The organism is Cohnella herbarum (assembly GCF_012849095.1).
In the GTDB taxonomy this organism is placed as follows: Bacteria; Bacillota; Bacilli; order Paenibacillales; family Paenibacillaceae; genus Cohnella; species Cohnella herbarum.
In genome coordinates, this window is sequence record NZ_CP051680.1 from 7,986,251 (window position 1) to 8,000,058 (window position 13,808).

At 50.5% G+C, this 13,808-nt stretch carries 14 protein-coding genes; 11 read left to right on the top strand and 3 right to left on the bottom strand.

The annotated features are described in order from the left end of the window. Positions 1-38: 38 nt before the first annotated feature. The 10 genes from HH215_RS33545 to HH215_RS33590 all read left to right on the top strand — a co-directional run bounded on the left by HH215_RS33545 (position 39) and on the right by HH215_RS33590 (position 11,028). Positions 39-1,523 carry a S1C family serine protease gene (locus HH215_RS33545; protein WP_169283869.1) on the top strand — a complete coding sequence of 495 codons (1,485 nt, stop codon included), beginning with the start codon at positions 39-41 and terminating at the stop codon, positions 1,521-1,523. Positions 1,524-1,616: 93 nt separating this feature from the next. Next, complete coding sequence (locus HH215_RS33550; protein ID WP_169283870.1) at positions 1,617-2,303, top strand: response regulator transcription factor; 687 nt, start codon at positions 1,617-1,619, stop codon at positions 2,301-2,303. Positions 2,304-2,307: 4 nt separating this feature from the next. Next, positions 2,308-3,810, top strand: a complete 1,503-nt coding sequence (locus HH215_RS33555; RefSeq protein ID WP_169283871.1) for a sensor histidine kinase — start codon at positions 2,308-2,310, stop codon at positions 3,808-3,810. Between the two features lie 169 nt (positions 3,811-3,979). Beyond that, positions 3,980-4,939, top strand: a complete 960-nt coding sequence (locus HH215_RS33560) for a 4-hydroxy-3-methylbut-2-enyl diphosphate reductase (RefSeq protein WP_169284698.1) — start codon at positions 3,980-3,982, stop codon at positions 4,937-4,939. A gap of 51 nt (positions 4,940-4,990) precedes the next feature. Further along, on the top strand, positions 4,991-5,482 hold the full coding sequence (locus HH215_RS33565) for a DUF2062 domain-containing protein (RefSeq protein ID WP_169283872.1): 492 nt from the start codon (positions 4,991-4,993) through the stop codon (positions 5,480-5,482). A 150-nt stretch (positions 5,483-5,632) separates the two neighbouring features. Further along, on the top strand, positions 5,633-6,694 hold the full coding sequence (gene aroF / locus HH215_RS33570) for a 3-deoxy-7-phosphoheptulonate synthase (RefSeq protein ID WP_169283873.1): 1,062 nt from the start codon (positions 5,633-5,635) through the stop codon (positions 6,692-6,694). A gap of 588 nt (positions 6,695-7,282) precedes the next feature. Then, on the top strand, positions 7,283-8,707 hold the full coding sequence (gene glnA, locus HH215_RS33575) for a type I glutamate--ammonia ligase (protein ID WP_169283874.1): 1,425 nt from the start codon (positions 7,283-7,285) through the stop codon (positions 8,705-8,707). A 261-nt stretch (positions 8,708-8,968) separates the two neighbouring features. Then, positions 8,969-10,057, top strand: coding sequence for a 3-phosphoserine/phosphohydroxythreonine transaminase (gene serC, locus HH215_RS33580; protein WP_169283875.1), 1,089 nt, complete (start codon positions 8,969-8,971; stop codon positions 10,055-10,057). 94 nt (positions 10,058-10,151) lie between these two features. Then, positions 10,152-10,613 (top strand): tRNA (uridine(34)/cytosine(34)/5-carboxymethylaminomethyluridine(34)-2'-O)-methyltransferase TrmL, encoded by a 462-nt coding sequence (trmL, locus tag HH215_RS33585; RefSeq protein ID WP_169283876.1) that lies wholly within the window; start codon positions 10,152-10,154, stop codon positions 10,611-10,613. A gap of 172 nt (positions 10,614-10,785) precedes the next feature. Then, positions 10,786-11,028 (top strand): AbrB/MazE/SpoVT family DNA-binding domain-containing protein, encoded by a 243-nt coding sequence (locus HH215_RS33590; RefSeq protein ID WP_115992011.1) that lies wholly within the window; start codon positions 10,786-10,788, stop codon positions 11,026-11,028. 117 nt (positions 11,029-11,145) lie between these two features. Here the strand turns inward: HH215_RS33590 and HH215_RS33595 are convergent, their stop codons facing one another. Continuing rightward, positions 11,146-11,298: a hypothetical protein gene (locus HH215_RS33595; protein WP_169278030.1), complete on the bottom strand. Its 153-nt coding sequence runs from the start codon at positions 11,296-11,298 to the stop codon at positions 11,146-11,148. Between the two features lie 152 nt (positions 11,299-11,450). On the opposite strand from HH215_RS33595, the gene HH215_RS33600 reads away from it, so the two are divergent. Then, entirely contained in the window at positions 11,451-12,581 is a 1,131-nt protein-coding gene (locus tag HH215_RS33600) for an aminotransferase class I/II-fold pyridoxal phosphate-dependent enzyme (protein WP_169283877.1), read from the top strand. A 17-nt stretch (positions 12,582-12,598) separates the two neighbouring features. Here the strand turns inward: HH215_RS33600 and HH215_RS33605 are convergent, their stop codons facing one another. Beyond that, positions 12,599-12,907, bottom strand: a complete 309-nt coding sequence (locus HH215_RS33605; RefSeq protein ID WP_169283878.1) for a Rieske (2Fe-2S) protein — start codon at positions 12,905-12,907, stop codon at positions 12,599-12,601. After that, on the bottom strand, positions 12,907-13,749 hold the full coding sequence (locus HH215_RS33610) for a DUF2161 domain-containing phosphodiesterase (protein ID WP_169283879.1): 843 nt from the start codon (positions 13,747-13,749) through the stop codon (positions 12,907-12,909). The genes HH215_RS33605 and HH215_RS33610 overlap by 1 nt, the downstream gene beginning before the upstream one ends. Positions 13,750-13,808: the final 59 nt, after the last annotated feature.

The following is a 13,808-nucleotide window of genomic DNA, read 5'->3' on the forward strand; positions in this document are numbered from 1 at the left end:
CGGCGTCTGCCTAACGCGGCGCGAGGAGGAAAATGAAAATGGATGATCAGAACAAAAAACCGGAAGAGCAAGGATTCACATATGAGCCTGAAAAAAGAGACGATCCCTACGCGGATGTCCGGAGAGAGTCGGAGCCGTATACGTTCGGACCTTTCGGGACTACTCCTTCTTACGGAGCGAGCGAGCAACCGAATTCCGAACAATCCAGAACGTTGGACGTTACCCCGACTTCTTCGAAGGAGTATCGCCCCTTCACCGTATCCGGGGGGCCGGCGCGAAATGATTGGGGTGCCAAACCTCCGCGAAGAACTTCGTTCAGGGCGATGTTCGCCTCGTTCCTTGTAGGGGTAGTAGTGGTCGGAGGATTAATGTTCACCGCCGATCGGCAAAATTGGTTTTCCGACCAAGCGTTCGGGGGTTCGTCGCAAGTACAGGAAACGACGGCGAAGACGGTTAATAATCCGGTAAGCAATACGGAAGACGCAGTCCGCCCGAACAATATCGCCAAAATTTTCGAGCAATCTTCCCCGGCAGTCGTTAAGATCGAGACGTATGCGGCGGAGCAACAAGGCGGCGGACTGCTGGAAGACGATTTCTTCCGTCAATTTTTCGGTGACGATTTCGGAGGCGGGGACACCGGCGGAAAAGGCGAATTGCAGCCGAGCGGGATGGGATCCGGGTTTATTTTCGACTCGACGGGATATATCTTGACCAACCAACACGTGGTAGGCGGCGCCAGCGAAATTAAAGTAACGATCGAAGGCCATGAGAAGCCTTATACGGCCAAACTTCTCGGCTCGAGCTACGAGTTGGATCTGGCGGTATTGAAAATCGAAGGAAATGATTTCCCGACCTTGAAGCTTGGCGATTCCGGCAGCTTGAATATGGGCGATTGGGTCGTCGCGATCGGAAATCCATACGGTTTCGAACACACGATCACCGTAGGGGTTCTTAGCTCTAACGAACGTGAAATCAGCATTCCCGATTCCAACGGAACACGGAATTATAAGCACTTGCTGCAGACGGACGCTTCCATTAACCCGGGTAACTCCGGCGGTCCGTTGCTTAATCTGAAGGGCGAAGTCATCGGGATCAATACCGCGGTGAGCTCCCAAGCGCAAGGGATCGGCTTCGCGATTCCGACGAGCACGATTACCGAAGTGTTGGATAATTTGAAGAGCAATACTAAAATTCCGCAAAAGCCGGTACCATTCATTGGAGCGACTCTAATGGACATGACCGCGGATATCGCTCAACGTCTTGGCATTGACGAGAATATTAAGGGTGCTTTCGTCAGGGAGATCGTGTTTAATACTCCTGCCTATAAAGCCGACTTGCGGCAATACGACGTTATCACGGCGTTAGACGGCACGACATACAAAAACAAAGAAGAGCTGATTGCCGCGATCCAGAAAAAAGCGGTCGGAGACAAAGTCAAATTGGACGTACTTCGCGGAGATAAAAAGGTAGAAATCGTCGTCGAGATCGGCGATAAAAACGAGTATAATACTCAACAGCAGTAACGTTATATCGCACTCGCAAGGAATGAGACCGAATGGAGCGGGAAACCGAAAGAGGGTTGTCCCGCTCTTTGTTGTCAGAGGAGGACGAGCCCTATGAGACCCCATATCGCGGTTATTGACGACGATGAGAAGATTACGGCCCTGTTAAGGCGCAGCTTGGCATTCGAAGGGTATGAAATCACGACGGCGCCTGACGGAGCGGAAGGATTAAGAGTGCTTGGCCAACGCCAAGTCGATCTGATTATTTTGGACGTAATGATGCCGAAAATGGACGGCTGGGAAGTATGCCGCCGTTTGCGGGAGGCGGGGATTACTTCGCCTGTCCTTCTTCTTACGGCAAAAGACGAAGTGTCGGATCGGGTTAAAGGGCTTGACTTAGGCGCGGACGACTACTTGGTCAAACCTTTCGCCCTCGAAGAACTAATGGCCCGCGTTCGGGCGCTTCTTCGCAGACGCCCCGACAAAACGGAAGAAAGCGGACATTTTCGTTACGAAGATCTGTTGCTTGACGTAGACGGCAGGGAGACGCTAAGGGGCGATCGTCGCATCGACCTGACGGCGAAGGAGTTCGATCTGCTTCATCTTTTTATGCAGAATCCGAAACGGGTGCTTTCCAGGGATCTGATCATGGAGCGGATATGGGGCTACGATTATAGCGGTGAATCCAACGTGCTTGAGGTATATGTCGCCATGCTCAGGCAGAAGCTGGAGGAGAGCGGGGAGAAGAGACTGATCCAGACCGTTAGGGGAGCCGGATACGTTCTGAAGGGAGATAGCTGATCACATGTCCATCCGGCTGCGGTTGACGCTGTGGTATTCGGGACTTCTTGCGGTGGCGCTGGTCGCGTTTGGGGTCATCATTTACGGTATCGTTCGGAGTAACACGATGTCCGATATTAAGGTTAATATGAAGAGGATTGCGGCCGAAACGAGAGTGGGGGTCACTTGGAATATTAATTTACGCGTTATTCCTCGCGGGATAGATAACAACATTTATCTTCAATTGATTAACTATAATAAATCGGTTATCGGAACCGTGGATGACAAAACAGAAAACATGATGCCGAGTCTGCAGAGGGACGAATTAACATTTCCGTTTCCCAAGCAAAGTGAAATCAAACACGAGATCAGGTTCGTTTCGAAAGATGTGAACGGGGCGCCATTCCTAATTCTTGAAGAACCATTGTTAAATGAAGATGATAGCGTCGTTGCCTTATTGCAAGTCGGCTCATACATTGGGCGGGAAGAGGGGTTCCTTGCCCAGCTAAGAAACATTTTGTGGTTATCGGGCGTTGCGGGCGTAATAGCCGCCTTCTTCCTAGGAATGTTCTTGTCCCGCAAAGCGCTAATGCCCATCAACCGCGTGACGGAAGCGGCGGAACGGATCCAAAGCGGTTCGGGGCTTGGCTTAAGAATTCCGAGGGAGAAGCCGAATGATGAGATCGGACGTTTAACCGATACTTTGAACGGAATGCTCTCTGGGCTAGAGCGGGCTTACAAAACCTTGGAGGACTCGAATGCCGCGCAAAGGCGGTTCGTTTCCGACGCTTCGCATGAATTGCGCACGCCTCTGACGACGATTCGCGGTAACGTGGACCTTCTGGAGAAAATTTGGATTAGCGATAAGATGAGCCGTCAGGACGATGGGGACGACGGATACGCCTCGATGGAGCAATCGGCTTTGTCGGCGCTCGACAAACAGCAGATGTCGCTGGAATCGATTCGCGATATCGCGGACGAAGCCCGGCGGATGAGCGGTTTGGTTAACGACTTGCTATCGTTGGCTAGAGCGGATGCGGGTTATGCTATGGAAATGGAAGAAATTACATTGCGCGCACTAGCGGAAGAGGCTTCCCGTCGAGCCGCCTTCCTGCCGCGGAAGGCGGAATGGGCCGTCGGTCCTCTAGAAGCGCTTGACGGGGTCGAAGTTCGGGGGAACCGCGATTATTTGCTCCAGTTGCTATTTATTCTTATCGAGAACGGATTTAAGTACACCCCGAAGGGCGTCGTACGATTATATGCGCAAAAAAGCGAGGGTTATGTGGGATTGTCCGTGGCCGATACGGGAATCGGAATACATGCCGAAGAAGTCCCACATATTTTCGAACGTTTCTATCGCGTGGACGTGTCTCGCGGGGAAACGGCCGGCACCGGTCTAGGACTGTCGATAGCCAAATGGATAGCCGACATGCACCATGCCAAATTCGAAGTGCGGACGCAGCCCGGGGAAGGTACGGTCATCACCTTGTGGCTTCCGATCGCACAGTCCGAATCATCGTTGGAATGACTTATAGGGGAAGGCGACGACACCGAATCTTCACGATTAGGCGTCGTCGCCTTTCGCCGTTCGTGTCGCCTTTCACCGATACGACTAATAAGCTATAATAGATAAAGAGTCGGTACGCCCATCGCACTCAGAAGAAGTTCTATTCCGGGCGAGAAAGCAGGCGTTCATGTTGCAAGTCGTAAAAATTTCCCCGAGGGGCTATTGTTACGGAGTCGTGGATGCAATGGTTCTGGCGTTGCAAACGGCGCGTAACCTTGATCTTCCGCGACCTATCTATATATTGGGAATGATTGTTCATAATAGCCATGTGACCGAAGCGTTTAAGGAAGAAGGAATCATTACGCTGGACGGCAACGACCGTCTGGAAATATTGGAGAAGGTCGAGGAGGGCACCGTGATTTTCACGGCGCACGGCGTATCTCCGGAAGTTCGTAGAAGAGCTAAGGAGAAAGGATTAACCTTAGTGGACGCCACTTGTCCGGATGTAACCAAGACCCACGATTTGATCCGGGAGAAAGTCAGCGAAGGGTACGAGGTTATCTATATCGGCAAGAAGAACCACCCAGAACCGGAAGGGGCCATCGGGATTGCTCCGGGTCACGTCCACCTTATCGAACGGGAAGAGGACATTGAGAAGTTAACCCTGACGAACGACCGGATTATTATCACGAATCAGACGACGATGTCCCAGTGGGACATTAAACATCTTATGGCACTTCTGCTTGCTGCGTTTCCGACGGCGGAAATCCATAACGAGATCTGTCTCGCTACGCAGGTTCGTCAAGAAGCAGTAGCCGATCAAGCCGGGGAAGCCCAATTATGCATCGTCGTGGGCGATCCGCGCAGCAATAACTCCAATCGCTTAGCTCAAGTATCCCAAGAGATCGCCGGAGTACCAGCTTATCGGGTCGCGGACGTTTCCGAGATTAAGCAAGAATGGTTATTAGGTCTTGAACGGGTTGCGGTTACTTCGGGAGCGTCGACGCCGACGGCTCTTACCAAAGAAGTCATCGCCTACTTGGAACAATTCGATTCCGACAAACCGGACACCTGGCCCATTCATCGGACAGTTAATCCGAATAAATTATTGCCGAACGTTAAAATTAAGGCGGTAGGAGCGAACGCTTAAAGAGTCTACGGTGGTAGGTCTGTTTGCGTCACCCAATGGGAGGAGCTATCCATGCATCGACTTCAACAGATACGCCGTTGGTTGAAATACAAATACATGATGTTGATCCGGGCTAAGGGCGGAGCCTCCATCGTCGCAATGGGTTTCGCTATCGGACTCGCCATTGAGATGTTTACGTTGCCTACGCTAGGTTTTGCTTTCGTTCTCATCTTTCCGCTATGTTACTTGCTTAAAGGGAATATGCCTGCCGCTTTAATTGGTTTCGTCGTCGGTAAAGTCATATACATCCCGATGATGTATCCCAATTCCAAAGTCGGAGGGTGGATACTGCCCAAGAATCTAAGTTTCCATCTGGCTATTTTCCCCGAGTGGTTTAATCATCTGTTGCTCACGAATCTGAAGCTTATCGTCGGCGGCATGGTGGATGGCGCGATCTTGGGAATGATCTGTTATTTCCCGATCAAGATGAGCTTAAACGCGTATAAGTTGAAACGCAAAGATAAGAGGAAGATGATCAGAACGAAAGTCGAAGCCAGTTCCTAATAGAAGCGGCGAAAATGTCCTTTGATCAACCCGATCGTAATGAAAGGGGGTTGACACGGGACATTTTTTAATCTATATTTACTTTAGTGCTTAAAAGCGTATAAGCGTCGAAGCGTATACGCGTTAAATCAACCCAGGAGCGTGAATGCCATGATCGTCATTACTTCCCCTAATATTGCCGAAGAGCGCATAGCGGAGATCGTCCGTCATATTGAACAAACCGGAGTACAAGCGCACGTCTCGCGCGGAACGGATCGCACGGTCATCGGAATTATCGGCAAGGCGGAGCCTTCTCTTGCCGAACATATCCGTTCGATGAAAGGCGTAGAGAACGTGATCAAGATTTCCAAGTCGTATAAGCTGGCTAGCCGCGACTTCCATCCGGACGACACGGTTATCGAAGTGAAGGGCGTCAAGATCGGCGGAGATAATCTTGTAGTCATGGGCGGACCATGCGCCGTAGAAACGCCGGAGCAAATCGACGAGATCGCGCGCTTAGTCAAAGCGGCAGGCGGACAGGTGTTGCGCGGCGGAGCGTTTAAGCCCCGTACGGGTCCATATAGCTTCCAAGGGATTGGAGTGGAAGGACTAAAGTGGATGAAGGAAGCAGGCGATAAATACGGCTTGCTGACGATAACCGAAGTCATGGCTCCCGAGTTCGTTGACGTTTGCGCGGAATACGCAGATATTATGCAGGTAGGTACGCGGAATATGCAGAACTTCGATCTGCTTCGCAAGTTAGGAACGATTAAAAATCCGGTTCTGCTTAAGCGCGGGTTCAGCTCGACCTACGATGAGTGGTTAAACGCGGCGGAGTACATTCTGGCCGGAGGAAATCCTAACGTTATGTTATGCGAACGCGGAATTCGTACGTTCGAGACGTACACGCGGAATACGTTCGACTTAACCGCTATTCCGGTCATTCAACAGCTCTCGCATCTTCCTGTTATCGCGGATCCTAGCCACGCTACCGGACGTCGCGAATTAGTCGAGACGATGACCAAGGCGTCTTTGGCCGCCGGGGCGAACGGCCTTATTATCGAGATGCATACCGATCCCGACAATTCGGCAACCGGAGACGGCGTTCAATCGCTCTTCCCGGACCAGTTCGCGAATTTGCTTAAGGAGCTTGAGCAGCTTGCGCCATTGCTCGGCAAGAAGTTCGATACGGATAAGGCTCCAGCCGAAGCCTTCGAATCTTGGATTAAGTAGTAGCCGGCCGTAATCCACATTCCAATTAAACCGCACCGTTCGTTTATCGGATAGCCGATGATCGAACGGTGCGTTTTTTTAACTTTATGACGATCGATCAGTCGATTACTCGAACCGTACCGCTGTCAAAAACGGATGCATCGGCTTAGCGGACCTGGTCCTGTGCCGTTATCCCTTCCACAAATGAGATTCTTACTCGAATAACGGAAGAGAATGCCATGATCTTATCTCTCGGTGACAGTTGGGAGTTGGGGTGCTTGAGTGGCTATTCGTTCGGAAACCAAGTATATTTCAAAATCATCTTTCATGTCAGGTTTTGCCTTGAAAATCTCGAAAGCGCATACAAAACATCTGCTATCGATACGGCGAATTTGGTAGGGATGGAAGATATAAGAGGGGAGGCTAGAGGAGTTGTAGAAAAACATTTGAATAAGTTGTGAGCAATGCTCACACAAGCGCAAAAAATACCTTACATAAGTATTGACGCTCTTAGGGCAGAGTTTTATAATAACTTCATAAGTTCGGTGAAAACTTGAACAATAGATCGGTTTCACACACTTAATGTTCGGAAATGGGGAGGAAATTCAAATGTCAGTTCAACAAGTCTTAGATTTAATCAAGGAAAAAAACATCGAGTTCGTAGATTTCCGTTTTATTGACCTTGCAGGTCGCGCTCATCACATTACATTGCCAGCTACCGAAGTTGATGCGGAAACGTTCGTTAACGGGGTAGCATTCGACGGTTCCTCTATCACGGGTTTCCGTGGTATCGAAGAGTCCGATATGGTTATGATGCCGGATACGAATTCCGTATACGTGGATCCTTTCACCGCCCATTCGACATTAATCGTAATTTGTAACATCCATACGCCAGACGGCGCGCGTTACGAGCGTGATCCTCGCTCTATCGCACATAAAGCCGAGGAATTCCTTCAAAAGTCCGGCGTAGGCACGACAGCATTTTTCGCGCCTGAATCCGAATTTTTCATTTTCGACGACGTTCGTTATGAGTCCACAATGAATTCCTCTTCTTTCTTCGTAGACTCCGAAGAAGCGGCTTGGAACACGAACCGCAAAGAAGAAGGCGGAAACCTTGGTTTCAAAATCGGCGTCAAAGGCGGATACGTTCCGGTTGCTCCCGTTGATTCCCAACAAGATATCCGTAGCGAAATGGTACGTCTGATGCAAGAAGCTGGTCTTCGCATCGAACGTCATCACCACGAAGTAGCGACAGCCGGCCAAGCGGAGATCAACTTCCGTTTCGACACGCTGACAACGACTGCAGACAATTTGATGAAATACAAATATATTGTTCACAACGTAGCTCGCCAATACGGCAAAGTCGCAACGTTCATGCCTAAGCCATTGTTCGGAGATAACGGTAGCGGAATGCACGTTCACTCGTCTATCTTCAACGGCAGCGAGCCTTTGTTCTACGAAAAAGGCGCTTACGCTAATCTGAGCGAATTGGCATTGCATTACATCGGCGGTATTCTCCACCATGCGCCTGCTTTGATCGCAATCACGAACCCGTCCACGAACTCGTTCAAACGTCTCGTTCCTGGTTACGAAGCGCCGGTTAATCTCGTTTACTCCAAAGGTAACCGTTCCGCGGCAGTTCGTATTCCGGTTGCGGCTGTTACGCCTAAGGGCTGCCGTATCGAGTTCCGTACGCCGGATTCCACGGCTAACCCATACCTTGCTTTCGCGGCGATGTTGATGGCGGGATTGGACGGAATCAAACGCAAAATCGATCCATCCGCTCTTGGTTATGGACCTTTCGACACGAACATCTACGAATTGTCCGACGAGCAAAAGAAAGAAATCCGCAGCGTTCCAGGTACACTGGACGAGGCGCTTGACGCTCTGGAAGCCGACAGCGAGTTCTTGACTGAAGGCGGCGTGTTCACGAAAGAATTCATCGAGAACTACGTTAACGTTAAACGTGCCGAAGCGAAAGCGGTAGCCATCCGCATTCATCCTCATGAGTATGGCCTCTACTTCGATTGCTAATTCATTAAGCATAATGCTTGTTACGGTGCAGCCTTCATCCATCCGGATGGGGCTGCATTTTCGTTGCGCTGAGTTGATAAAGCGAGATTTCCATATTCGTGATGTGCTAAAGTTAAAAGCCGAAAATTCCAATGCAATGATACCGCTTTCGTTCGGAAATAAGACATATTATTGATGTTTTTGCACGGATAATTGTTGCTCTTCAACCTAAAGCTTTGTTATGATAAGCCTATTATGAATTTTAAATAAGGTGGGGACAAGATGGCTAACCGCGCTTATAATTTCAACGCAGGTCCTGCTGCATTGCCGCTAGAGGTTCTGCAGAAGGTTCAAGAACAATTTGTCGATTTCGAGAATAGCGGAATGTCCTTGATGGAGATGTCCCATAGAGGCGCTATTTACGAGAAGGTTCACTTCGAAGCCGAGGCGCTGCTACGCGAGCTTCTTTCGATCCCCGAAGGTTACAAAGTATTGTTCGTACAAGGCGGAGCTAGCACGCAATTCGCCATGATTCCGATGAATTTGCTTCGTCCGGGCACGACGGCTGCTTTCGTAGCAACGGGCAGTTGGGCGACGAAGGCGATTCAAGAGGCGAAGCTGTTCGGAGAAATCGCGATCGCCGCTTCTTCGGAGGCGGATTCGTATAAGCGGATTCCTGCGATCGGCGAACTGAACTACGCCTCCGATGCGGCCTACCTTCACTTGACTTCGAACGAGACGATCGAGGGTACCCAGTGGGCGGAATTTCCGGATACCGGCGATGTTACTTTGATCGGGGATATGTCGAGCGATATTTTGTGCCGTCCAGTCGATGTGTCGAAATTCGGCGTCATCTATGCGGGAGCTCAGAAAAACCTTGGACCATCCGGCGTAACTATCGTGATTATTCGAGAGGATCTTATCTCGAAACCATCTGCTCCCGTTCCAACGATGCTTCGTTTCGATACCCATGCCAAAGCCGATTCCTTGTACAACACCCCTCCAACGTTCGCGATCTATATGATGAACGAAGTGCTGAAATGGATTAAAGCAAACGGCGGAGCGGCGGGTATGGAAGCGCGCAATAGCGAGAAAGCGGGCTTGATCTACGATGCGATCGACGGAAGCAATGGGTTCTACCGAGGTTTCGCGGAGGCGGGCAGCCGTTCGTTGATGAACGTAACGTTCACGCTGGCGAACGAAGAGCTGGAAAAGAAATTCGTTAAGGAATCAGAAGCGAATGGCTTCGTCGGCTTGAAAGGGCACCGCAGCGTAGGAGGTTTACGGGCGTCGATCTACAATGCGGTTCCTGTCGAAAGCGTAAAGGCTCTTGTAGAGTTCATGCGCGACTTTCAGAGCCGTAACGGTTAATTCGCTCGTCGTATACGCACGATAACATGAAGAATAGCGGTAATCTGCCGCTATTTTTCGATTTTCACCGATCTGAAGTGAGGAGGGATTTGCCGTGGCATTCCATATTGTGCTCGTAAATCCGGAAATACCCGCGAATACGGGAAACATCGCAAGAACGTGCGCAGCCACCGGTACTCATCTTCATCTTGTCCGGCCGCTAGGCTTCTCGACGGATGACCGGGTGTTGAAAAGGGCGGGATTGGATTATTGGCATGCCGTAAACATCACCTATTACGATTCGTTCGAGGAAGTCGAAGCCGCGAATGCCGGAGCGAGGTTTTTTTTCGCGAGTACCCGGGTTAAAAATAGGTATACGGATTTTCAGTTTCGCGACGGAGATTTTTTCGTCTTCGGGAAAGAAACGGCCGGATTGCCGCAAAGTTTGCTGGATGCCCATACGGAGACGTGCATGACGATCCCGATGACGGATAAAGTCCGCTCGTTGAACTTAGCGAACTCGGCAGCGATAGTCGTATTCGAGGCTTTAAGGCAAAATGATTTTCCTTTAAAGTAATTACAAAGTTCGACAAAATCTGTTTTAATACGATTTATTATGTCGAATTATTGCACTATTTTAAGCAAATTGAAATTGGGGAAGGTTATTTGCTTTCCGTATAGAACGCTATAGAGTGGCTAAAAGGTTTCGTGATAACTAGCTAGAATAGCGTATGAATGGAGGAACTGCATTGAAACCTGCAGGCGTGGTTCGTAAAGTGGATCAATTAGGAAGAATCGTATTACCGAAATCGTTGCGTAAACGATACCAAATGAATGAAGGGGATCCTGTAGAAATACTGGTCCAAGGCGATCATATCATTCTGGAACGTTATCGGCCTCGTTGCGTGTTCTGTTCTTCGATGGAAGGCGTCGGAGAATTCAAGGAGCGTTATGTGTGCGCTTCTTGCGTGAAGGATATGCACGGGCTGTAAACATAACCGCACAAAGAAACCGCCCCTCAGAGGGGCGGTTTCTTTGTGGTAGGGTGCATTTAAACGAAAAAGCCGGACCCATCTCCGTTAGGATGCGAGTCCGGCTTTTGGATTGGCTTACAGCCCTTTGGTTTTATCTTCGTTATAAGAAGACGTAAGGATCGCCGTGAGGAACAGAACCAGAACGAGGATAATAATCCAGAACCGGTTGGTCATTCCAAACAACTGAAATTGCTCGGCTGCTTTTGCAGCTGTTTCCGCTAGAAACATGTTCCACACCTCCAATTCACTCTCCATATTATAACCAACCCTTAGGAAAAAGAAAACGCAAAATGTTGTGAACAAAGTGAATCATGGGTTGTCCATCCCGAAACGGGCATATAAATGAACCATGGCCAACATCGTCATGGGAGGGGAACGCCTTGAGCTTGATCATTAACTGGATGGGCGGATGGCCTAAGGAAGGCTTGGTCTCTTCGTCGGACTGGGAAGAGCGCGTAGAAGAAGCGGCTACAATTGTCGCGACTCAGCAACTAGGGGGTGTGGAAAGCAAAACGGATCCTTTTGGGTCGGAGAAGCTTAGGGACCAATTGGCGAATGGATTGTTAAAGGGAAAGACGGGGGGCAATCCTAACCGGATTATGGTGACGCGAGGTGCGGATGGCGCTCTTGCTTGGATATTGGAACGGAAGTTAGTACCCGGAGATACGATATTGACAGAAAGGCTGACATCGCGCTCCGCATTGCAAGCCTTTCGCAAAGCCGGGTTAAAGGTTGAAGCGGTCGATGGCGATCGTAGAGGGATGGATCCCGAAGCATTAACGACGGCGTTATTCCGGTATCGTCCGAAAATGGTTTACGTCTCGCCCTCCTGTACGGATCCGGAAGGCGGGTGCTGGAGCGCGGACAATCGTACGGCGGTCCAGATTCGTTGCAAGGAAGCAGGCGTATTGCTGGTAATGGACGATCGGCAAGAAATGTTGCTCTACGAGCCAACCGGTTATCCGTCGTCCAAGAGGCTCGAGCCTGGCGTTCTCTCCATCGGGCAGCTTCCTCCGGGTTTGGTCGCGGGTTCGAGGATCGGATGGATCGCGGGGACGTCGGAGCAGCTAAGCTCCATAAGGAACGGATATGAATCCCGAAATGAAAAGTTGGCTAATCCGGTCGAGCAAAAGGCTTTGTCTCGGCTTATCGACGAACAGCCGTTAGAACCGTTGTTTGAAATGCTCCGAATACAGTGCGGAGAACGAATGAGAGTGATGACGGAGCTATTGGCGCGTAAAGAAATCGAAGGATTGAGTTGGGTAGAGCCCAAGGGAGGGCTTCACCTCTGGGTCGTACTGCCTTCGGGACTGGATGGCGAAGCCTTGCTGCGCGGAGCATGGCTGAAGGGGCTGATCTTCCAGCCTGGCAGCCCTTACTTCGTGAAGGACGCCCGGATCAATACGCTAAGAATGACGCACGCGTTCGCGGATGAACGTCAAATGAGGCAAGGTATTGCAAGGCTTGCGGAGAGTATTGAAGAGTTCACGGGGCGATGGTCGAGAAGTTGACGAGGGGCGGTAAGCGATTAGTAATTCTCGCCTACCGCATATAGCCGATCGTCACGCAGGATAACTTTACGTTCCATAAGCCGTTCGTCGGAATCGTTTAGGCAAACGCCTGTCTCCGCATGAAATGTCCAGAAATGAAGCGGACAGAAGAGGACATCGTTAAGCGGTCGAATTTCTCCTCCCGCGTGCGGACAAATAGCCAATAACAGCCGGAATCCCCCTTCGGACGTCCGGACAAGCCAATAAGGGTTATGCTCCAACGTAATTTCAACCGGCAGTTCCGTAAAGGTATCCACCGGACCGAGTTCGATCTCTTCACCGTTCATTAGGTCGTTACTCCTTCTTCTAGCTCGTTAAGGGAATGCAAGTAATTCGTTGCCCAGGAAAATCGCGTTGCCCATACCTTCGTAACGTCGGAGTATTGCCGTAAAGCGGCGCGGCCGGATGGAGTCAGCTCGTAAACGCCCTTTGAGATTCTCTTGAACCAACCGTAATGATTGTCCCTAAGCATCGAGCCGGCGGTTGGACAGTGGGTCCAATCCCTTACCTGCCGGGGAGCGGAAGGGCCGTGGCACTCGAGCGCCAACGCGCACTGGATCGCTTTCTCCCTAAAAGCGGTTATCAGCTTGCGTTTCGTGCTTCCTCCTACGTTGTAGTCTCCGCTACGGGCATTAAATTCTTTCAGTAGCTTAGCTGCCTTAGCTTTGCGACGTCCTCCCGTAGAGAGCTGATATGGAGCGGGAGACTCGGCGGCAAGAGCCTGGGGACCATGCTTTGCGGCGGCGGGAATAGCTAAGCTAACGGCAGGCTCGCACCATACGTCGATGACGGCGGATTTCGTCTTGTAGAAGGTCACAGTAAGAAAACCGAGGTTTAATCGGCGACACAACGACGTGATTTCCGCGAACCTCTGGTTGTGGGCGCCTTTTTTCGTACGATTGCGTTCAACGGCCAACCAGACCGTCGCTCCGGTTTTCTGGCGATCTATGCCTTGAAGCAACAAAGGTAACGTAAAAGTTTTTTTCATCTCGACGATAGTAAGCTCATCTTGATCGGCTCGGCAAGCAACGAGGTCGCACCCTCGGACTTCCGCCTTGACCTCGTAACCTCTCTCGGTAAAAAAGCCTTTGACCGGCGGGTAAAGCTCGGTTTCTAATTGGACTGCCACCGGATTTCCCTCCTGCATGCTAAACGCGTTATTTCTAAATTACCGCAATTATATCACAC

Excerpts from the sequence above, each read along its gene's own strand:
- HH215_RS33545 (WP_169283869.1), top strand. The coding sequence starts at position 39 with ATGGATGATCAGAACAAAAAACCGGAAGAGCAAGGATTCACATATGAG.
- HH215_RS33550 (WP_169283870.1), top strand. The coding sequence starts at position 1,617 with ATGAGACCCCATATCGCGGTTATTGACGACGATGAGAAGATTACGGCC.
- HH215_RS33555 (WP_169283871.1), top strand. The coding sequence starts at position 2,308 with ATGTCCATCCGGCTGCGGTTGACGCTGTGGTATTCGGGACTTCTTGCG.
- HH215_RS33565 (WP_169283872.1), top strand. The coding sequence starts at position 4,991 with ATGCATCGACTTCAACAGATACGCCGTTGGTTGAAATACAAATACATG.
- aroF (WP_169283873.1), top strand. The coding sequence starts at position 5,633 with ATGATCGTCATTACTTCCCCTAATATTGCCGAAGAGCGCATAGCGGAG.
- glnA (WP_169283874.1), top strand. The coding sequence starts at position 7,283 with ATGTCAGTTCAACAAGTCTTAGATTTAATCAAGGAAAAAAACATCGAG.
- serC (WP_169283875.1), top strand. The coding sequence starts at position 8,969 with ATGGCTAACCGCGCTTATAATTTCAACGCAGGTCCTGCTGCATTGCCG.
- HH215_RS33595 (WP_169278030.1), bottom strand. The coding sequence starts at position 11,298 with ATGTTTCTAGCGGAAACAGCTGCAAAAGCAGCCGAGCAATTTCAGTTG.
- HH215_RS33605 (WP_169283878.1), bottom strand. The coding sequence starts at position 12,907 with ATGAACGGTGAAGAGATCGAACTCGGTCCGGTGGATACCTTTACGGAA.